General features: G+C 67.2%; 20 protein-coding genes. 17 read left to right on the top strand and 3 right to left on the bottom strand.

All coding sequences use genetic code 11. The features are described from left to right. Positions 1-211: 211 nt before the first annotated feature. Both AC3WLE_RS25930 and AC3WLE_RS25925 read right to left on the bottom strand, forming a co-directional pair. Entirely contained in the window at positions 212-676 is a 465-nt protein-coding gene (locus AC3WLE_RS25930) for a peroxiredoxin (RefSeq protein ID WP_492352290.1), read from the bottom strand. A 125-nt stretch (positions 677-801) separates the two neighbouring features. After that, complete coding sequence (locus tag AC3WLE_RS25925; RefSeq protein ID WP_018309168.1) at positions 802-1,185, bottom strand: Mth938-like domain-containing protein; 384 nt, start codon at positions 1,183-1,185, stop codon at positions 802-804. A 344-nt stretch (positions 1,186-1,529) separates the two neighbouring features. On the opposite strand from AC3WLE_RS25925, the gene AC3WLE_RS25920 reads away from it, so the two are divergent. The 7 genes from AC3WLE_RS25920 to crcB all read left to right on the top strand — a co-directional run bounded on the left by AC3WLE_RS25920 (position 1,530) and on the right by crcB (position 8,194). After that, positions 1,530-2,765 carry a pyridoxal phosphate-dependent aminotransferase gene (locus tag AC3WLE_RS25920; protein WP_492319946.1) on the top strand — a complete coding sequence of 412 codons (1,236 nt, stop codon included), beginning with the start codon at positions 1,530-1,532 and terminating at the stop codon, positions 2,763-2,765. 49 nt (positions 2,766-2,814) lie between these two features. Beyond that, entirely contained in the window at positions 2,815-4,125 is a 1,311-nt protein-coding gene (locus AC3WLE_RS25915) for a homoserine dehydrogenase (protein ID WP_010810475.1), read from the top strand. Between the two features lie 21 nt (positions 4,126-4,146). Continuing rightward, positions 4,147-5,592, top strand: a complete 1,446-nt coding sequence (gene thrC / locus AC3WLE_RS25910; RefSeq protein WP_492353353.1) for a threonine synthase — start codon at positions 4,147-4,149, stop codon at positions 5,590-5,592. A 173-nt stretch (positions 5,593-5,765) separates the two neighbouring features. Next, positions 5,766-7,004, top strand: coding sequence for a molybdopterin molybdotransferase MoeA (locus tag AC3WLE_RS25905; RefSeq protein ID WP_492319948.1), 1,239 nt, complete (start codon positions 5,766-5,768; stop codon positions 7,002-7,004). A 32-nt stretch (positions 7,005-7,036) separates the two neighbouring features. Then, positions 7,037-7,294, top strand: coding sequence for a molybdopterin converting factor subunit 1 (moaD, locus tag AC3WLE_RS25900; RefSeq protein WP_492319949.1), 258 nt, complete (start codon positions 7,037-7,039; stop codon positions 7,292-7,294). A 1-nt stretch (position 7,295) separates the two neighbouring features. Then, complete coding sequence (locus AC3WLE_RS25895) at positions 7,296-7,814, top strand: molybdenum cofactor biosynthesis protein MoaE (RefSeq protein ID WP_011615581.1); 519 nt, start codon at positions 7,296-7,298, stop codon at positions 7,812-7,814. Then, on the top strand, positions 7,814-8,194 hold the full coding sequence (gene crcB / locus AC3WLE_RS25890; RefSeq protein WP_492319950.1) for a fluoride efflux transporter CrcB: 381 nt from the start codon (positions 7,814-7,816) through the stop codon (positions 8,192-8,194). Before AC3WLE_RS25895 ends, crcB begins: the two co-directional genes overlap by 1 nt. On the opposite strand, the gene AC3WLE_RS25885 is transcribed toward crcB, so the two are convergent. Continuing rightward, on the bottom strand, positions 8,144-9,052 hold the full coding sequence (locus AC3WLE_RS25885; protein ID WP_492353354.1) for an alpha/beta fold hydrolase: 909 nt from the start codon (positions 9,050-9,052) through the stop codon (positions 8,144-8,146). The two genes, crcB and AC3WLE_RS25885, sit on opposite strands and share 51 nt — an antisense overlap. A 240-nt stretch (positions 9,053-9,292) precedes the next feature. Here AC3WLE_RS25885 and AC3WLE_RS25880 point away from each other — a divergent pair, with 240 nt between their 5' ends. The 10 genes from AC3WLE_RS25880 to AC3WLE_RS25835 all read left to right on the top strand — a co-directional run bounded on the left by AC3WLE_RS25880 (position 9,293) and on the right by AC3WLE_RS25835 (position 20,437). Continuing rightward, positions 9,293-9,964 (top strand): TetR/AcrR family transcriptional regulator, encoded by a 672-nt coding sequence (locus AC3WLE_RS25880; protein ID WP_492319952.1) that lies wholly within the window; start codon positions 9,293-9,295, stop codon positions 9,962-9,964. Then, positions 9,961-10,743, top strand: coding sequence for an enoyl-CoA hydratase/isomerase family protein (locus tag AC3WLE_RS25875; RefSeq protein ID WP_492357267.1), 783 nt, complete (start codon positions 9,961-9,963; stop codon positions 10,741-10,743). The genes AC3WLE_RS25880 and AC3WLE_RS25875 overlap by 4 nt, the downstream gene beginning before the upstream one ends. A gap of 77 nt (positions 10,744-10,820) precedes the next feature. Then, a complete protein-coding gene (locus tag AC3WLE_RS25870; protein ID WP_492319954.1) occupies positions 10,821-12,008 on the top strand; it encodes a substrate-binding domain-containing protein in 1,188 nt (395 codons plus the stop codon). 92 nt (positions 12,009-12,100) lie between these two features. Next, entirely contained in the window at positions 12,101-12,862 is a 762-nt protein-coding gene (locus AC3WLE_RS25865) for an ABC transporter ATP-binding protein (RefSeq protein ID WP_041227982.1), read from the top strand. Next, positions 12,855-13,595 carry an ABC transporter ATP-binding protein gene (locus AC3WLE_RS25860; protein ID WP_492319955.1) on the top strand — a complete coding sequence of 247 codons (741 nt, stop codon included), beginning with the start codon at positions 12,855-12,857 and terminating at the stop codon, positions 13,593-13,595. The genes AC3WLE_RS25865 and AC3WLE_RS25860 overlap by 8 nt, the downstream gene beginning before the upstream one ends. A gap of 15 nt (positions 13,596-13,610) precedes the next feature. Continuing rightward, entirely contained in the window at positions 13,611-14,636 is a 1,026-nt protein-coding gene (locus AC3WLE_RS25855; protein ID WP_492319956.1) for a branched-chain amino acid ABC transporter permease, read from the top strand. Between the two features lie 11 nt (positions 14,637-14,647). Next, positions 14,648-15,724, top strand: coding sequence for a branched-chain amino acid ABC transporter permease (locus tag AC3WLE_RS25850; RefSeq protein ID WP_492353132.1), 1,077 nt, complete (start codon positions 14,648-14,650; stop codon positions 15,722-15,724). A 14-nt stretch (positions 15,725-15,738) separates the two neighbouring features. After that, positions 15,739-17,283, top strand: a complete 1,545-nt coding sequence (locus tag AC3WLE_RS25845; protein WP_492319958.1) for an acyl-CoA synthetase — start codon at positions 15,739-15,741, stop codon at positions 17,281-17,283. A 122-nt stretch (positions 17,284-17,405) separates the two neighbouring features. After that, the gene (gene phaZ2 / locus AC3WLE_RS25840) at positions 17,406-19,556 is read left to right on the top strand and encodes a D-(-)-3-hydroxybutyrate oligomer hydrolase (protein ID WP_492357268.1); all 2,151 of its coding nucleotides are present in this window, start codon (positions 17,406-17,408) and stop codon (positions 19,554-19,556) included. Further along, on the top strand, positions 19,556-20,437 hold the full coding sequence (locus tag AC3WLE_RS25835) for a MaoC/PaaZ C-terminal domain-containing protein (protein WP_492357269.1): 882 nt from the start codon (positions 19,556-19,558) through the stop codon (positions 20,435-20,437). Before phaZ2 ends, AC3WLE_RS25835 begins: the two co-directional genes overlap by 1 nt. Positions 20,438-20,657 lie beyond the last annotated feature (220 nt).

The raw sequence follows: 20,657 nt of genomic DNA, 5'->3' as shown, positions 1-20,657 counted from the left end.
CTGCCGACACGGCAGATCCGCTACCGGCCTGTGGCGCGAACCGCCTGGGCCGGGGAGTCGAAACAGCGTGGCATCCGGAATCTGAACTCATTACGGGCCAATGTATCCGAAGGTTTTGGGTTTGGCAATTGGGTTTGCCAACGGCTTGTTGCGACACAGCACGTCCGGCTTGGCGTCCGTGCAGAGGCAAGGCCGATACCGACGTGATACCTCAGATCCCGCGCACGATTTCCAGGACCTCGTCAACATGGCTCGGCACCTTGATGCCGCGCAGCTCGTGGCGCAGGATGCCCTTGCCGTCGATGATGAAGGTGCTGCGCTCGATGCCCCGGTGCTCCTTGCCATAGAGTTTTTTCATCTTGATGACATCGAATAGCGTGCACACGGCTTCGTCGGCGTCGGAGATCAGCTCGAAGGGCAGCTCAAGCTTGGCCTTGAAGTTCTCGTGCGAGCGGATGCTGTCGCGCGAGATGCCGAACACCTGTACGCCGGCCTTCTGGAAATCCTCATACTGGTCGCGGAAGTTCATGGCCTCCGTGGTGCAACCCGGCGTGTTGTCCTTCGGGTAGAAGTACAGCACCACCGTCTTGCCGCGGTTGTCGGCAAGGCGGAAGGTGGCGTCGCCGGTCATCGGCGCGCTGAAGTCGGGTACGGCCTTGTTCAGACTGACGGTCATGCTTGTGGCTCCTGGGGGAGGGGCAGGGGATCGGAGAATCGGGTGAGGGGGCTGCCACCTTGGCGGGGCAGATTGGGGCGCCCTGCCGGACTTCAAGCGTGGCGCCGGCTCAACTTTTGCAAAGATCAGGCGGCTTCGGGTTCGAGCAGCAGCACCGCCGCCACCTTGCGACCTTCCGCCATCAGGATGTTGTAGGTGCGGCAGGCGGCCTGCAGGTCCATGGCGTCCACCCCGACATGGCGGCGTGACAGCGACGCGGTCAGGCGCGGGTGCGGGAAGCGCAGCCGCGAGCCGGTGCCGAGCAGCACCACTTCGGGGCCGAGTTCCACCAGCTGCTCGAAATGCGCGGGTTCCAGGTCTTCGAAGCGGCTGACCGGCCAGGGCCGGACTTCGCCCTCGGGCATGACCAGGACCGAGTTGGTGTGACGGACGAGGTTGATCTCGATGTAGCCCGGCCCGTAGGCCGTGACGGTATTGAGCGACTGGGGCTGGTCGGCGTGGAGTTTCACTTGGAGGCCTCTGCGGCGGCCGCCGCGGGCTGGCGGGCCGGCCCGTGGGGCGGATGGCCGGCACCCCGGGCGGGTACGGTGTGGACGACAGGATGGACGACAGTGCGCAGGCGCCTGGCGTGTGCGCGGCAAGCGCACGCTGCAATGCAAGAATCCCTGCCGAAGTCTGTCATAATCCGATAAATTATAGCTTTTGCCTCCCTGTCTGCCACGTTCGCGTTGCATTGCAGCGGACGTCGCCCCGGCGCGGGGCTTCCGCACGGGGCTTCGGCATTAATTCAGATTCGCCCAGATTCCCTGTCCGGTGCCGCCGACGCGGCACGCTACGCTTGCCCGACATCGCCGTGAAACCCATCCAGAAATCCAACAAACTCAATAACGTTTGCTACGACATCCGCGGACCGGTGCTGGAAAAGGCCAAGCAGATGGAGGAAGAAGGGCACAAGATCATCAAGCTGAATATCGGCAACCTGGCCGTGTTCGGCTTTGACGCGCCGGAAGAGATTCAGCAGGACATGATGCGAAACCTGCCGAATTCGGCAGGTTATTCTGATTCCAAGGGAATTTTCGCCGCACGCAAGGCGATCATGCACTATACCCAGCAAAAAAATATCGAAGGCGTTGGCCTGGACGATATTTATGTCGGCAACGGTGCCTCCGAACTGATCGTGATGGCCGTCAACGCGCTGCTCAATGCCGGCGACGAAGTGCTGGTGCCGGCGCCGGACTACCCGCTGTGGACCGCCGCGGTGAGCCTTTCGGGCGGCACGCCGGTGCACTATATCTGCGACGAGTCCAATGACTGGATGCCCGATCCGGCCGATATCCGCGCCCGCATCACGCCGCATACCAAGGCCATCGTCATCATCAACCCGAACAACCCCACCGGGGCGCTGTATTCGGACGAGCTGCTGCTCGAGATCGTCGCCATCGCGCGCGAGCACGGCCTGATCATCTATGCCGACGAGATCTACGACAAGGTCCTGTACGACGGCCACACCCACACCTCGATCGCCTCGCTCTCGACCGATGTGCTGACCGTGACCTTCAACGGCCTGTCGAAGAACTACCGCTCGTGCGGCTACCGCGCCGGCTGGATGGTGGTGTCGGGCGACAAGCGCCCGGCCATCGACTATATCGAAGGCCTGAACATGCTGTCGTCGATGCGCCTGTGCGCCAACGTTCCGGGCCAGTGGGCGATCCAGACCGCGCTGGGCGGCTACCAGAGCATCAACGACCTGGTCAACGAAGGCGGGCGCCTGCGCCGCCAGCGCGACCTGGCCTACGAGCTGATCACCGCGATCCCGGGTGTTACCTGCGTCAAGCCCAAGGCGGCGCTTTACCTGTTTCCCAAGCTCGACCTGTCGATGTACCCGGTGCAGGACGACCAGGAGTTCATCTACGAACTGCTGCAGGAGTCCAAGGTGCTGCTGGTGCAGGGCTCGGGCTTCAACTGGGCCAAGCCCGATCATTTCCGCATCGTGTTCCTGCCGCACGAGGAAGACCTGCGCGAGGCCATCGGCCGCATCGCGCGCTTCCTCGAGGCGTACCGAAAACGCCACGGCAAGGTAGCGGCCTGATTTCGCGGGCCGCGCCGCAATTCATCCTTAGCAACTCAGAAGATTGTCCATGAACCCCATCAAAGTTGGCCTGCTCGGCATCGGTACCGTCGGTAGCGGCACGTTCAACGTGCTCAAGCGCAATCAGGAAGAAATTCGCCGCCGCGCCGGCCGCGGCATCGAGATTGCCATCGTGGCCGATCTCAACACCGAACGCGCGCGCGAACTGACCAACGGGGAAGTGGAGATCGTCAGCGATGCCAACGAGGTGGTCAACCGCCCCGACATCGACATCGTCATCGAACTGATCGGCGGCTACGGCATCGCGCGCGAGCTGGTGCTCAAGGCGATCGAGAACGGCAAGCACGTGGTCACCGCCAACAAGGCGCTGCTGGCCGTGCACGGCAACGAGATCTTCGAAGCCGCGCGCCGCAAGGGCGTGATCGTGGCGTTCGAGGCTGCCGTCGCCGGCGGCATCCCCATCATCAAGGCGCTGCGCGAAGGCCTGACCGCCAACCGCATCCAGTGGATCGCCGGCATCATCAACGGCACCACCAACTTCATCCTGTCCGAGATGCGCGACAAGGGCCTCGATTTCGACGTGGTGCTGAAGGAAGCGCAGCAGCTCGGCTACGCCGAAGCCGACCCGACCTTCGACATCGAAGGCGTCGATGCCGCGCACAAGGTCACGCTGATGAGCGCGATCGCCTTCGGCATGCCGGTGCAGTTCGACAAGGCCCACGTGGAAGGCATCACCAAGCTGTCAGCCATCGACATCAAGTACGCCGAGGAACTGGGCTACCGCATCAAGCTGCTGGGCATCACCCGCCGCCGCGACGACGGTGTCGAGCTGCGCGTGCATCCGACGCTGGTGCCGGCCTCGCGCCTGATCGCCAACGTCGAAGGTGCGATGAACGCGGTGCTGGTGCAGGGCGACGCCGTGGGCGCGACGCTCTACTACGGCAAGGGCGCCGGCGCCGAGCCGACCGCCTCGGCCGTGATTGCCGACCTGGTCGACGTGACCCGCCTGCACACCGCCGACCCGAACCATCGCGTGCCGCACCTGGCGTTCCAGCCGGATGAGCTGTCGAGCGTGCCGGTGCTGCCGATCGAAGAGATCAACAGCTCGTACTACCTGCGCATGCGCGTGGCCGACGAGACCGGCGTGCTGGCCGAGATCACCCGCATCCTGGCCGAGGGCGGCATCTCGATCGACGCCATGCTGCAGAAGGAATCGCGCGAAGGCGAGCCGCAGACCGACATCATCATCCTCACGCACATCACGCGCGAGAAGCACGTCAACGCGGCGATCGCCAAGATCGAGGCGCTGCCCACCGTGCTGTCCGCCGTGACGCGCCTGCGCATGGAAGAACTGAACTAAGGGCCGGACCTGCTGATTCACATGAAATACCAGTCGACCCGCGGCCATGAGATGCCGCAATCGTTTTCCGAGATCCTGCTGGGCGGCCTGGCGCCGGACGGCGGGCTGTACCTGCCTACCCAGTACCCGCAAGTCACCGCCGATGAGCTCGAAGCGTGGCGCAAGCTGTCGTATGCCGACCTGGCCTACGAGATCCTACGCAAGTTCTGCGACGATATTCCTGCCGAAGACCTGCGCGCGCTGACGCGCAAGACCTATACGCCCGAGGTGTACTGCAATGCGCGCGAAGGCGACAACACCGCCGACATCACGCCGCTGCGCACGCTCGGTGAAGAGGGCGGCACCAGGCTGCAACTGCTGGGCCTGTCCAACGGCCCGACGCTGGCCTTCAAGGACATGGCGATGCAGCTGCTCGGCAATCTGTTCGAGTACGCGCTGGGCCGCGCCGGGCAGGAGCTGAACATCCTGGGTGCGACTTCCGGCGATACCGGCAGCGCGGCAGAATACGCCATGCGCGGCAAGCGCGGCATCCGCGTGTTCATGCTGAGCCCGCACCGCAAGATGAGCGCGTTCCAGACCGCGCAGATGTTCAGCCTGCAGGACGCCAACATCTTCAACCTCGCCGTCGAAGGCGTGTTCGACGACTGCCAGGACATCGTCAAGGCGGTCTCCAACGACCTCGACTACAAGGCGCGCCAGAAGATCGGCACCGTCAACTCGATCAACTGGGCGCGCGTCGTGGCCCAGGTGGTGTACTACTTCAAGGGCTGGCTGCTGGCGACCAGCGGCCCCGGCCAGAAGGTCTCGTTCTGCGTGCCGTCGGGCAACTTCGGCAACGTCTGCGCCGGCCATATCGCGCGCATGATGGGCCTGCCGATCGACAAGCTGGTAGTGGCCACCAACGAGAACGACGTGCTCGACGAGTTCTTCCGCACCGGTGCCTACCGCGTGCGCAAGTCGGCCGAGACGTACCACACCTCGAGCCCGAGCATGGATATTTCCAAGGCCTCGAACTTCGAGCGCTTCGTGTTCGACCTGCTCGGCCAGGACGCCGGCAAGCTGGTGGCGCTGTTCCGCGACGTGGAAGAGAAGGGCGGCTTCGACCTGTCGGGCACGCCGGAATTCGACCGCATCCGCGAGTTCGGCTTTGTCTCGGGCCGCAGCACGCATGACGACCGCGTGGCCACCATCCGCGACCTGTCGTCGCGCTACGGTATCACCATCGATACCCATACCGCCGATGGCGTCAAGGTGGCGCGCGAGCATCTCGGCGCCGGCGTGCCGATGGTGGTGCTGGAAACCGCGCTGCCGGCCAAGTTCGCCGACACCATCCGCGAAGCGCTTGGCCACGAGCCGGAGCGCCCGGCCAGGTTCGAGGGCATCGAGAGCCTGCCGCAGCGCTTTGAAGTGATGCCGGCCGACGCCGCGCAGGTCAAGGCCTACATCGCCGGCCACACCGGCCTGTAAGCGCGCGGGCGCGTGCAGCCCGCTGCGGCGCTGCCGCATGCCGGGCCCGCGCCAACTCGCTACAATCAGGCTGCGGGCCCGATCTCCGGCCCCCGGATTGCCTGCCCCAACCAAGTGGGTGCCGGCAATGCGCGGGCCGTTTTTCGTGGGCCAACACTTTCCCACATCGCACCATGACCCAAGCCGCAGCACCTTCCCGCCCCCCGATGCTGACCATGGCCCAGGCGCTCGACGCGCTGCTCGGCGCCGCCCGTCCGCTGGCGCAGCTTGAATCCATCGACACGCTCCACGCCAACGGCCGCGTGCTGGCCGCGCCCGTGACCAGCACGCTGCGCGTGCCGCCGGCAGACAATACCTCGATGGACGGCTACGCCATGCGCGCGGGCGATGTGCCCGCTGCCGGCACGCGGCTGCGCGTGTCGCAACGGATTCCCGCCGGCCATGTCGGCACCGCGCTGGAACCCGGCACCGCCGCGCGCATCTTCACCGGCGGGCTGATCCCGCCGGGCGCCGACGCCGTGGTGATGCAGGAGCAATGCACCGCCGAGGGCGAGGACGTGATCGTCAACCACGTGCCGCAATCCGGTGAATGGGTGCGGCGCGCGGGCGAGGATATCGAAGCCGGCAGCGTGATCCTGCCGGCCGGCACGCGGCTGACGCCGCAGGCGCTGGGGCTGGCCGCATCGGTCGGCCAGGCGAAGCTGGACGTGGTGCGGCGCGTGCGCGTGGCCGTGTTCTTCACCGGCGACGAGCTGGCGATGCCGGGCGAGCCGCTCAAGCCGGGCGCCATCTACAACTCCAACCGCTTCACGCTGCGCGGCCTGCTGGAAAACCTGGGCTGCGAGGTCAGCGACTTCGGCATCGTTCCCGACACACTGGCCACCACGCGCGAGACGCTGCGCCGTGCGGCGCAGGGGCACGACCTGATCATCACCTCGGGCGGTGTTTCGGTCGGCGAGGAAGACCATATCAAGCCCGCGGTCGAGGCCGAAGGACGGCTCGACATGTGGCAGATCGCGATCAAGCCGGGCAAGCCGCTGGCGTTCGGGCAGGTCAACAACGATGCTGAGCCGGCGTTCTTCCTGGGTTTGCCGGGCAACCCGGTGTCCAGCTTCGTGACCTTCCTGCTGTTCGTGCGCCCGTTCATCCTGCGCCTGCAGGGCGTGGCCGGCGTGACCCCGCGGCGCCTGCCGCTGCGCGCGGATTTCGAGCTGAAGAAGGGCGACCGCCGCAATGAGTTCCTGCGCGCTCGCATCAATGCCGAGGGGGGGCTGGACCTGTTCCCCAACCAGAGCTCGGGCGTGCTGACCTCCACCGTATGGGGCGATGGCCTGATCGACAATCCGCCCAACCAGCCGATCGCGCGCGGCGATACCGTGCAGTTCATTCCGTTTGACGGCCTGCTCGCGTAGCCGGCCCGTATTACCAGGACGCAGAAGCAGTGATGATCATCGAACTCAGATTCTTTGCCAGCGTGCGCGAGCAACTGGGCGTGGCCGAAGAGCGCGCCGAGGTGCCGGCCGAGGTGCGCACCGTGGGCGAATTACGCCACTGGCTGATTCAGCGCGGCGGCCCCTGGGCCGAAACTCTAGCCGAAGGCCGCGCGCTGCGCATGGCCGTCGACCATGCGGTGGCGCGCCCCGATACGGCGATTGCCAACGGCTGCGAAGTCGCCTTTTTCCCACCAGTGACCGGAGGCTGAGATGAGCGTCAGGGTGCAGCGTGAGGATTTCGATCTCGGTGCGGAAGTCGCGGCGCTGCGTGCCGGCAATCCGGCGGTCGGCGCGGTGGCCAGCTTTATCGGCACGGTGCGCGATGTCAGCGACGGCAGCGCGGTCAGCGCGATGGAGCTGGAGCACTATCCGGGCATGACCGAGAAGGCGCTGGCGCAGATCGAGGCGGCTGCGTGCGCGCGCTGGGCGCTGCTGGGCGTGACCATCATCCACCGCGTCGGCCCGATGCAGCCGCTGGACCAGATCGTGATGGTCGCGGTGGCGTCGGCGCATCGCGGCAATGCCTTTGCCGCGTGCGAGTTCATCATGGACTACCTCAAGTCCGAAGCGCCGTTCTGGAAGAAGGAGGACACCCCGGAAGGGGCGCGCTGGGTCGACGCCCGCGTGACCGACGAAGCCGCCCTCCAGCGCTGGGGGATCGCATCGTTCAATGCCAGCGGCGACGATGCTGGCGCACCACCGGAGAAGCAGGGCGGGAGCCAGCCCTGATGGGGTCGCTCGGCTTTGTCGCCGTGGGCCTAGGCGCCGCGGCGGGTGCGTGGCTGCGCTGGGGCTTCGCGGTGCTGTGGAACGCGATCAATCCCGCGCTACCCTATGGCACGCTGGCGGCCAACCTGCTGGGCGGCTACCTGGTCGGCCTGGCGGTCGGGTTCTTCGATACGCACGCGGGCCTGCCGCCGGAATGGCGCCTGCTGGCCATCACCGGCTTCCTTGGCGGGCTGACCACGTTCTCGACCTTTTCCAGCGAGGTGGTGGCGAACCTGATTGCCGGCGACTACGGCTGGGCGGCGCTGCACCTGCTGCTGCACCTGGGCGGCTCACTGCTGCTGACCGCGTTCGGCCTCTGGACTTACCGCCTGCTGGCCTGACGCGGCCCGGGCGATCAGGCCCAGCAGCGCGGCATTGAACGCCTGCGGCTGCTCCATGTGCGGGCTGTGGCCGGCGCCGGCCACCACGCTGAATCCCGCCCCGGGCCGCAGTGCGAGCGTGGCGGCGCCCACCGCGGGCGCATAGAGCCGGCTGGCTTCCCCGTACAAATGGAACAGCGGCAGCCCGGTGGCTCGCAATGTCTCCCGGAAATCCTGGCGCGCCATGTCTTCCCATAAAGCGGCAAGCGCCAACGCATCGCACTGGCCCGCCATGTGCGCGATGCGTTGCATTGCGGCGCCTTCCGGGCGACTTCCCGCCGACCACATTCCCAGCGCGACCGACGGCGCCAGCCGGGGCCAGTCGGCCCGGATGCGGGCCGCCATCTGCGCGGCGTGCGCAATCTCATAGTGGCCGTGCAGGCCATGCGGCCAGGCCGCATCGGTCACCAGCCTCGGTGTCATGTCGATGCTGCCGACCGCTGCCAGCGGAAGACCCGAATGGTCCCGCAGCAGCGCCCATGCCACCATCGCCCCCATCGACCAGCCAGCGACCACCACGTCTGTCAGCCCGAGGTGCGCAACCAGTCCGGCGACGTCGCGCGCCAGCGCCGTGATCGTGGTGCCGTCGCGCTCGCGCGACAGGCCGTGGCCGGCATGGTCGGGCGCGATCACGCGGATTCCCGCCAGTGCGAGCGCCCGCTGGCCGTCGAAGGCCTCGCCGGTGACGGACCAGCCGTGCAGCAACAGCAGCGGCCGTCCCTGGCCGGTTTCGCGCCAGCCTGGCAAGGCGCCGCGTGCCGGGTGGCTGGCGAACGGCGGCGAAGCGGGGCCGGCAGATGCCGAATCGGAAGCGTCCAACGACGGTTCTCTCCTGGCAGGAGGGTAAAGGGCAGTGGCCTGGATGCCACCGGGTGAGGGTGCCTCTCTATTGACATCCACGGTGGGCAATTTATACGATGAAACATGAATCAGCTATCAGGTTTTGCCTGAGTGGCGATTCCCGGCGCAGGCAGGCGCGGAGGAGGCACCTGCCTGCGCCGGCAGACATGAAGCGGCTGGCATTCCAATGACAAGGCGCGCAGCGCCACCGGAGACAAGATGTCCCAGACCGACACGGGCGCACCGCCCGAAACCGGCGCAACCCGCGAACCCGGCGCAACCCGCGAACCCGGTCATGCCGGCGGCATCTGCCCGCCCAAGACCGCGCGCGGGCAGAAGACGCGCGAGGCGCTGCTGCGCGCGGCCGAGAAGGTGTTCGGTGAGAAAGGCTATTACGCCGCGTCGATCTCCGAGATCACGCAGGAAGCCAAGGTCGCGATGGGCACCTTCTACCTGTATTTCAAGGACAAGGAAGACATCTTCCGCGCGCTGGTCGCGCACATGCTGGAACTGGTGCGCGCCCACCTGCGCAAGCACGTTGCCGCCGCGGCCACCCAGATGGAAGCCGAGCGCCTGGGGCTGAAGGCATTTCTCTCTTTCGTTTCGCGCCACAAGAACCTGTACCGGATCGTGCTTGATTCGTACTCGGTCGATGAGACCATCTACAGCAGCTATTTCCAGGTGTTTGCCGAGCTCTACAGCCGGCGCCTGACGCGCGCCGAAGAGCAGGGCGAGATCGTGCCCGGCGATGCCGAGGTGCGCGCCTGGTGCCTGATCGGCATCAGCAACTTCCTGGGCATGCGCTATGCGCGCTGGAAGCGCCCGCCTTCGATGGAGAAGGTGGTCGACACCGCTTTCGACCTGATCTCGCACGGCCTGCAGCCGCGATGAACGCCCACGCAGAACCCCTGGTGCAGTGGGCGCGCGCCGATGGCGTGGCGCTGCTGCGCCTGAACCGGCCGCAGCGGCACAACAGCCTGGTGCCCGAGTTGCTGGAAGCGCTGCTCGCCGCGCTGGACGAGATTGAAGCCGACCCGGCGATTCATGCCGTGGTGCTGACGCATGCCGGGAAAAATTTCTCCAACGGCGGCGATGTCGCGGCATTCGCTGCGCAGGGCGACGCGATAGCCAGCTACGCCGACCGGCTGCTGGCACTGCTGAACCGTTCGATCCTGCGCCTGGCAGCGCTGCGCTGCCCGGTGGTGGCGGCGGTGGAGGGCTGGCTGACGGGCGGCTCGCTGGGTTTGGTGCTGGCGTGCGACATGGCGGTGCTGGCGCGGGATGCGCGCATCGCGCCGTACTACACGGTGGTTGGCTTCAGCCCGGACGGCGGCTGGACCGCGATGCTGCCGCAGCTGGTCGGCACGCCGCGGGCGCGCGCCTGGCAGCTGAACAATACGATCGTCGCCGCGCCGGAGGCGGCGGCGCTCGGGCTGGCGACTGCGCTGGCCGCACCGGGTTCGGCCGAGGCCGATGCCGCGACGCTGGCGCGTGGCGTCATGCGCAAGGTGCCGGGCAGCGTGGCCCGCACGCGCGCGCTGTTGCGCTGGGACGCCGACACCCTGGCGGCCGGCCTTGAGCGCGAGCGCGCGGCCTTTGTCGCACAGATCGCCAGCGCCGAGACTGCCGACGGCATGCGGTGCTTCCTGGCAGGGCGCGCGCGCGAATAGTTTGTAGAGCTTTCCCAGGCAGTTGCAGCAGGTTTCATCCAGACAAAGACAAACGAGACCGAACACAGGAGACAGCAATGCAACGCAACCCACTCGCCGTACGTGCCCTGGTCATGGCCGCCGGCCTGCTTGCCGCCGGCACCGCGCTGGCCAAGGACATCCGCATCGCGCACGTCTATGACAAGACCGGCGCGCTCGAGGCCTACGCCAAGCAGACCCAGACCGGCTTGATGATGGGTCTGGAATACGCCACCAACGGCACCATGACCGTCAACGGCAACAAGCTGGTGGTGATCGAGAAAGACACCCAGGGCAAGCCGGACGTGGCCAAGGCCCAGCTGGCCGCCGCCTACAGCGACGACCGCGCCGATATCGCGGTCGGCCCCACCTCTTCCGGCACCGCGCTGGCGATGCTGCCGGTGGCAGAGGAATACAAGAAGGTACTGCTGGTCGAACCCGCGGTGGCCGACTCGATCACCGGCGACAAGTGGAACCGCTATATCTTCCGCACCGGCCGCAACTCGTCGCAGGACGCAATCTCCAACGCCGTGGCGCTGGACAAGCCGGGCGTGCAGATCGCCACGCTGGCGCAGGACTACGCTTTTGGCCGCGACGGCGTCAAGGCCTTCAAGGGCGCGCTGAAGAACGCCAGGGTCGTGCATGAGGAATACCTGCCGACCAGCACCACGGACTTCACCGCAGGCGCGCAGCGGCTGTTTGATTCGCTCAAGGACAAGCCGGGTCGCAAGGTGATTTTCATTATCTGGGCCGGTGCCGGCAACCCGTTCAAGATCGCGGATCTGGATCCCAAGCGCTACGGCATCGAGATTGCCACGGGCGGCAACATCCTGCCGGCGATGGCCAGCTACAAGAACTTCCCGGGCATGGAAGGGGCTACGTACTACTACTTCGGCATTCCCAAGAACAAGGCCAATGAGTGGCTGGTGTCCAACCACTACAGCAAGTTCAAGGCGCCGCCCGATTTCTTCACGGCCGGCGGCATGACCGCGGGCATCGCGCTGGTGGAGGCGCTGAAGAAGACCAGCGGCGAGACCGGCACCGAGAAGCTGATCACGGCGATGGAAGGCATGTCATTCGACACCCCCAAGGGCAAGATGACTTTCCGCAAGGAAGACCACCAGGCCATGCAGTCGATGTACCACTTCAAGATCAAGGTGGATCCGGCCTTCGCCTGGGGCGTGCCTGAGCTCGTGCGCGAGATCAAGCCCGAAGAAATGGCCGTGCCCGTGCGCAACCACCGCTGATGATCGCGCCAGCATCCTTCACCCGGTCCGCGCCGGCGCCGTCGCAGCCGGCCGCCGGGCACGCCGGCGCGACTGCCGCCGCGGCGCAGCCGCTGCTGGAGACGCGCGGCCTGACCATCCGCTTTGGCGGCCATGTGGCCGTCAATGCGGTGTCGTGCGCGTTCCGGCCCGGCGAGCTGACCTGCATCGTCGGCCCCAACGGCGCCGGCAAGACCACGTACTTCAACCTGGTCTCGGGCCAGTTGCCGCCCACGGCCGGGCAGATCCTGCTGGATGGCGAGGACGTGACGCGCCTGCCGGTGTCGCAGAAGACGCGCCGTGGCATCGGCCGCGCTTTCCAGCTGACCAGCCTGTTCCCGCAGCTGTCGGTGCTGGAGAACGTGCGCCTGGCGGTGCAGGCGCGCCAGCAGCGCGGCATCGACCTGTTCTCGATGTGGACCAGCCACCGCGACGTGCAGGCGCAGGCCATGGCGATCCTGGAGCGCGTGGCGCTGGCCGGCAAGCGCCAGCTGACGGTGGCCTCGCTGCCGCACGGCGACCAGCGCAAGCTGGAGGTCGGCATCCTGCTGGCGCTGCAGCCGCGCGTGTTCATGTTCGACGAGCCCACCGCGGGCATGAGCGTGGATGAAGTGCCGGTGATCCTTGACCTGATCCGCGAGATCCGCCAGGACCGCAGCAAGACCGTGCTGCTGGTCGAACACAAGATGGACGTGGTGCGCTCGCTGGCCGACCGCATCATCGTGCTGCACAACGGCACCCTGGTGGCCGACGGCGACCCGGCCGAGGTGATCGCCTCGCCGGTGGTGCAGCAGGCTTACCTGGGCATGCCGGAAGAGGAGGGCAGCCATGGCTGACGCACAAGCAACCGGGCCGATCCTGCGTTTACAGGGCGTGCAGACCCATATCGGCCCGTACCACATCCTGCACGGCGTCAGCTTCGAGGTGCCGCGCGGCGGCGTGACCATGCTGCTGGGGCGCAACGGCGCCGGCAAGACCACCACGCTGCGCACCATCATGGGCCTGTGGCAGGCCAGCACCGGCACGGTGACCTTTGACGGCACCGACATCACGCGCCACAGCACGCCCGCGATCGCGCAGGCCGGCATTGCCTACGTGCCGGAAAACATGAGCGTGTTCTCCGACCTGACCGTGGCCGAAAACATGCGCCTGGCAGCGCGCACCGGCGCCATCGACGAGCGCCGGCTGGACTGGGTGTTCCGCATGTTTCCGGCGCTTAGGACCTTCTGGCAGCAGCGCGCCGGCGTGCTGTCGGGCGGGCAGAAGCAGATGCTGTCGGTAGCGCGCGCCATCATCGAGCCGCGCCAGCTGCTGATCGTCGACGAGCCCACCAAGGGCCTGGCGCCGGCCATCATCCAGAACATGATCCATGTGTTCCGCGAGCTCAAGCAGACCGAGGTGTCGATCCTGCTGGTGGAGCAGAACTTCCATATGGCGAAGTCGGTGGGGGATACGGTGGCGGTGATGGACGATGGGCGGACGGTGCACACGGGCACGATGGCGGCGCTGGCTGAAGACGACGGGCTGCAGCAGAAGTTGCTGGGGCTGTCGCTGGCGGCGCACCAGTAACGCGGGACAACACACATGACCACTTCAACGACATTGCCGGCCGCCGCACCGTCGGACCTGCCCAAGGTACGGCTCGACTGGACCCCGCTGGCGCTGGCGCCGCTGCTGATGCTGCTGGCCTATCCGCTGGTCGGCAGCCCGTCGACCTGGCTCACGCTGACCATTGCCGGGCTCGCGATGGGAATGATCATCTTCGTCGTCTCGTCGGGCCTGACGCTGGTGTTCGGCCTGATGGATGTGCTCAACTTCGGCCACGGCGCCTTCATCGCGCTGGGCGCTTATGTGGCCGCCTCGGTCCTGCTGCCACTGGCAGGCTGGGTCGAGGCCGACAGCCTGGCGTTGAACCTGTCGGTGTTTGCACTGGCGATCGTAGCCGCAATGGTCGCAGCCGGCGCGGTCGGGCTGTTCTTCGAGCGCGTGGTGGTGCGCCCGGTCTACGGCCAGCACCTGAAGCAGATCCTGATCACGATGGGCGGCATGATCGTGGCCGAGCAGCTGATCAAGGCGATCTGGGGCCCCGAGACCATCGCGCTGCAGGTGCCCACCACCTTCCGCGGCGCGGTGCTGCTGGGCGATGCCGCGATCGAGAAATACCGGCTGATCGCGATGGCGCTGGGGCTGGTGATCTTTATCGCCATGCTGTTGCTGCTGAATCGCACCCGCATCGGCCTGCTGATCCGCGCCGGCGTGGAGAACCGCGAGATGGTCGAAGCGCTTGGCTACCGCGTGCGGCGCCTGTTTATCGGCGTGTTCGTCGCGGGCGCGGCGCTGGCGGGGCTGGGCGGGGTGCTGTGGGGGCTGTACCAGCAGAACATCACCGCGGCGATCGGTGCGCAGGTGAATGTGCTGATCTTTATCGTCATCATCATCGGCGGGCTGGGATCGACCACGGGCTGCTTTGTCGGTGCGCTGCTGGTGGGGCTGATGGCCAACTACACCGGTTTCCTGTTCCCCAAGGTGGCTCTGTTCTCCAACATCCTGCTGATGATGCTGGTGCTGCTGTGGCGCCCACAGGGGCTGTTCCCGGTGGCGCGGCGCTGAGGGCAACGACCATGATCCGACTTCTCTCCGGCGACCTGCCGCGCAGCCGCGTGCTGACCGTGATCCTGCTGGTGATCCTGGTGGCCCTGGCGTGCGCGCCCTTTGCCTTCCCCGGCGCGCGCGCGCTCAACATGGCGGCCAAGATCTGCATCTTCGTGGTGCTGGTGGCCAGCTATGACCTGCTGCTGGGCTATACCGGCATCGTTTCCTTTGCTCACACCATGTTCTTCGGCATCGGCGGCTATGGCGTGGCCATCGCCATGTCGCGCATGGAGCCGGGCTGGGGCGCGCTGCTGGCCGGCACCGTGGGTGCGCTCGCGGTGTCAGCGCTGCTGGCGTTCCTGATCGGGTTGTTCTCGCTGCGGGTGCGCGCGATCTTCTTTGCCATGATCACGCTGGCAGTGGCGACCGCCTTTGCCACGCTGGTGTCGCAGCTGTCGGAATGGACCGGCGGCGAAGACGGGCTGACTTTCAAGGTGCCGGAGGTGCTGCGCCCCGGCTTTACGCTGGGCGACACTGAATGGCTGGGCGTGCCGCTGAGCGGCAAGCTGCTGAGCTACTACCTGGTGTTCGCCGGCGCGGTGGTGCTGTTCCTGGTGCTGCTGCGCATCGTCAACTCGCCCTTTGGCCGGGTGCTGCAGGCGATCCGCGAGAACGACTTCCGCGCCGAGGCGATCGGCTACCGCACCGTGGTGTACCGCACCGTGTCGACGGTGCTGTCGGCGATGTTCGCCACGCTGGCGGGCGTGCTGATGGCGATCTGGCTGCGCTACAACGGGCCCGATACCTCGCTGTCGTTCGAGATCATGGTCGACATCCTGCTGATCGTGGTGATCGGCGGCATGGGCACGCTCTATGGCGCGGTGATCGGCACGGTGCTGTTCCTGGTGGCGCAAACCTACCTGCAGGACGTGATGAAACTGGCCAGCGACGCCACCGCCGCGCTGCCGCTGCTGTCGTCGCTGCTGCATCCGGACCGGTGGCTGCTGTGGCTGGGTTTGCTGTTTATCCTGAGCGTCTATTATTTCCCGCAGGGCGTGGTGGGGCGGCTGCGCGGCACCGGGCCCGTGCAGGACGTGGCAAGCTGAGCGGAGGCTAGCGCATGTACGTCATCGACTGGCTGCACAAGAATGCGCAGCATTTCCCCGACAAGGTCGCGCTGGTGGACGTGGAGACCGGCCGCCAGGTGACCTATCGCCATTTCGACGAACGCGCCAGCCGCTTCGCGGAATACCTGCGTGACCACCTGCAACTGGCGCCGGGCACGCGCGTGGCGGTGCTGGCGCACAACAGCTCGGACTATTTCGAGATGCTGTATGGCTGCGCCAAGGCCGGCATGGTGATGGTGTGCCTGAACTGGCGCCTGCCGGCGGCGGAGCTGCTGCCGATCCTGCAGGACTGCACGCCCGAGGTGCTGGTGGCCGGCGACGGCTTCCTCGCCGTGGCCGCGGATCTGGCGCGCGCCATGCCGCTGCGCGCGGTGCTGCACCTGGCCGACGATGAGGCCGCCGACGTTCCCGGCGGCTGGACCGAGTACGAGGCGGTGCTCGACGCCGCCTCCGGCCGCATCATCGAGATGCCGTGCCGCGATGAGTCCGAGGTCTGGCACCTGCTCTATACCTCCGGCACCACCGGCAGGCCCAAGGGCGTGATCCAGACCTATGGCATGGTCTTCTTCAATGCCGTCAACGCGATGCTGGCAAACAAGATCACGCGCGACGACGTGTTCCTCAGCGTGCTGCCGTTCTTCCACACCGGCGGCCTCAACCTGTATGCCAACCCGGTGCTGCACGCGGGCGGTACGGTGCACATCATGCGGCAGTTCGAGCCGCAGGTGGTGCTGGGCAAGCTCGACCGCGCCAGCGGCGAGGGCATCACCATGTTCTTCGCGGTGCCGGCGGTCTACCTGTTCCTGAGCCAGCACCCGCGCTTCGCGCAGGCAGACTTCGCCGGCGTGCGCAATATGTCGGCGGGGGGCTCGCCGGTGCCCAGGCCGCTGCTGGAGGCCTACCTGGCCAAGGGCGTGACCATCTGCTTCGGCTTCGGCATGACCGAGACCGGTCCCACGGTCTTTGTCTGCGACGAAGGCACCGCGCGCCGCAAGATCGGCACCATCGGCAAGCCAGTGGGGTCGATGCTGACGCGCATCGTCGATGCGGCTGGAGTGGACGTGGGCCCGGGCGAGCGTGGCGAACTGCTGATCAAGGGCCCCGGCGTGACGCCAGGCTACTGGAACCTGCCCGAGGCCACCGCGGCCGCGATCCGCGGCGGCTGGCTGCATTCCGGCGATATCGCCTATCGTGACGAGGACGGCGACTACTACATCGTCGACCGGGCCAAGGACATGTTTATCTCGGGCGGCGAGAACGTCTATCCGGCCGAAGTCGAGAACGTGCTGTTCCAGCTGCCGGGCGTGGCCGAGGCCGCCGTGATCGGCACGCCGGATGCGCGCTGGGGCGAGGTCGGCATGGCGCTGGTGGTGCTGCGCCCGGGCGCTGTGCTGGAGGCCGATGCCGTGATCGCCCACTGCAAGGCGCAGCTGGCCGGCTACAAGGTGCCGCGCCATGTGCGCTTTCTCGACGCGCTGCCGCGCACGCCGTCAGGCAAGGTGGAAAAGCACAAGCTGCGCGCACAGTTCTCTGGCTGAGGCGCATGGCCGCGCCAGCGGTTGCCGTGTTTCCGATTTCCGCAGTTCGCAGTCTCCGCAGTCCTCGATCTGAAGACAACTCGACAGCCCCGGCCATCCGGGTGCGACAGGAGGAGGTTGACATGCATTCCACGCAGATCCCGCCGCAGCAGAAACGCCGCCTCAGGCTCACGGTGCTGGCGGCCGCCGCATCGATGCTGGCCGCCGCCTGCGGCTCGGGCGATGACAACAACAACGGCAACGGCAGCAACCCCAATACCAAGCCGGCGAATATCGGCACGGTCACGATCAACAGCTACAACGGCACCACCGACGACCTGCTCACTGCCGGCCTGGGCAAGGACGGCCTCGCCAGCGCCACCGCGCCACTGCCGGCCAATCCCACCGCGCCGACCGCGGCGGAGTTGCGGCGCTATGCGATCCATACCAACTATCGTGCCCTCGTCGACACCACCGCCAGCGGCGGCTACGGCTCGCTCTACGGCCCCAATGTCGACGCTCAGGGCAATGCCACCGGCTCCGAAGGCAAAGTGGCCGGCGTGGAGTACCTGGCCTTTTCGGACGATGGCTCGGGCCAGCAGAACGTGACCATGCTGGTGCAGATCCCTGCGTCGTTCAACACTTCGAAGCCATGCGTGATCACCGCCACCTCGTCCGGCTCGCGCGGCGTCTATGGCGCCATCGCCACCGGCGAGTGGGGCCTGAAGCGCGGCTGCGCGGTGGCCTATACCGACAAGGGCACCGGCGCCGCGCCGCATGACCTGGATACCGACACCGTGCCGCTGATCGACGGCACCCGCGCCACGCGCGCTGCGGCCGGCAAGAACGCGCAGTTCGCCGCGCCGGCGGGGGCCACCTCGCTGGCGGACTTCACCGCTGCCAACCCGCACCGGCTGGCATTCAAGCACGCGCATTCGCAGCGCAACCCGGAGAAGGACTGGGGCAAGTTCACGCTGCAGGCGGTGGAATTTGCGATCTGGGCGATCAATGACCGCTTCGGCGCCGTATCCGCCAACGGCACCCGCCAGCGCACCCTGGACAAGGACAGGATCGTGGTGATTGCCTCCAGCGTATCGAACGGCGGCGGTGCCGCGGTGGCGGCGGCCGAGCAGGATGCCGGCGGGCTGATCGACGGCGTTGCGGTGGGCGAGCCCAACCTGAACATGCCGCCCGATACCGGCGTCGTGGTGCAACGCGGCGCGACGCCGGTGGCGGCTTCGGCCCGCACGCTGTACGACTACAGCACCACGGCCAACCTGCTGCAGCACTGCGCCGCGCGGGCCACCGCGCTGGCCCAGGCGCCGCTCTACACCAACCCGGCCACGGCGACCTTCTTTGCCAACCGCTGCCAGACGCTGGCGGAAAAGGGCCTGGTCAGCGGTGCGAACACGGACGAGCAAAGCGCCAGCGCCCTGCAGGCGCTGCGTGCCGCCGGCTGGGAAGCGGAAACGGACGATCTGCACCCGTCGCTGGCCGTGCTTGATGTAGCCGCCGCGATCTCGGTCAACTATGCCAACGCCTATGCGCAGGCCAGCGTCACCGACCGGCTGTGCGGCTACAGCTTTGCCAGCACGCTGACCGACCTGAAGCCCGCGGCAATCGCACCCGCGGCGCTGGCGTCGATGTTCGCCACCGGCAACGGCGTGCCGCCGCAGCCGCCGGTCCAGCTGATCAATGACCTCGATCCGCAGCATGGCCCGTACCTGAACCTGGCGTCCGTTTCACCGTCGACGTTGCGGGCAGACCTGAACTACGACGGCGCCAACTGCCTGCGCAGCCTGCTGTCCGGCTCCGACGCCGCGGCGCGTGCGTTGCAGGCCGGCCAGGCGCTGACGCTGCGCAACGGCAACCTGCGCGGCAAGCCTGCGGTGATCGTGCACGGGCGCAGCGACGGGCTGCTGCCGGTGAACCATACCTCGCGCCCGTATCTCGGGCTGAACCGGCAGCAGGAGGGCGTGACCAGCAAGCTGTCGTACGTGGAGGTCGAGAACGCCCAGCACCTCGATGCCTTCATCGGGCTGGTGCCGGGCTACAGCAACCGCTATGTGCCGCTGCACGTCTACCTGAACCGGGCCCTGGACGCGGTCTACGACAACCTCACCGCGGGCAAGGCGCTGCCGCCGTCGCAGGTGGTGCGCACCACGCCGCGCGGGGGCACCCTCAACACGCCGGCGCCGACGCTGCTGCCGTCCAACGTGCCGCCGTTTGCCGCATCGCCTGCTGCCGGCAACGCGATTACCGTCAACGCTAATACCGTACAGGTGCCTGACTGATGAACGATGCCCTGCCGCGCGTGCTGTCGCAGCGCGATTTTGACCGCTTCGCCGCCTTGTCGCACGACGACAACCCGATCCACTGCGATCCGTGCTTTGCCCGTGGCACGCATTTCGGTGCCACCGTGGCGCACGGCATGTTCCTGTTCTCGCTGCTGTGCGGCCACACCTGGCGGCAGCTGCCCGGGCCGGCGTTGCCGGTCGGGCAGACGCTGATGTTCCCGACACCGGCCTTCGTTGGCGATACGGTGCGGATCGCGCTGGCGCCGCAGCACGCGCCCGCCGGACTGGCGAGCTACGGCACCACCGTTGGCAGCGCGGGCGGGCCGGGCGATGCGCAGCGCGTCACGGCCGTGGGCGAGTCGCTCTGGCTGCCGGGTGCCGGGCCGGAGGGACTGGCCCGGCTACCCGGCGACACGGCACCGGCGCCAGAGGCGGGCGACGCCTCACTGTACGGCCTGCGCCCCGGTCACGAAGCCCGTGCAACACGCGCCTTCACCCAGGCGGACCTGGACGAATACATCAACCTGACCGGCGACGCCAACCCCTACCACGCCGATCCGGCCTTTGCCCGCGCGCGCGGCTTTGGCGGGCCGGTGGTGCCGCTGCCGCTGCTGGCCGGCATGTTCTCGGACCTGCTCGGCACGCAACTGCCCGGACGGGGCACGGGGTGGATGAAGCAGTCGTTGCGCCTCGCTTCAGCCGCGCGGCTGGATGAGCCGCTGACGGCATGCGTGCGCATCGTGCGGGTGCGCGCGGGCAAGGACCTGGTCAACCTGGCCAGCGTCGTCACGGGCGCGGACGGGCGCGTGGTGGTGCAGGGCGAATCACTGGTGCTGGTGCGCAACCTGGCGGACAAGGGAGCCTGCCGTGCCGCCTAGCCACGTATCGCTTGCGGCACTTGAGAGCGTCGGAGCCTGGGGTATCGGCATGGCGTGCTGAACGGGGTGATTGCGTACCGGCGCGGCCTTGAAATGTCGCGACAAAGCCTTATCTTTCGGAAAGACATCCAGTGTCCGGCAGGGCATACGGGCGCTCCGGCAGCGAAGACCGGCGCCGACGCCCCCGCATCAGGACACGACCTTATCCGAGAGAGGGAAT

It is taken from the genome of Cupriavidus sp. FW306-1B-F12B (genome assembly GCF_058781795.1).
Note: the sequence above shows the minus strand (reverse complement) of the source record. Positions and strands in the feature narration are given on the sequence as shown.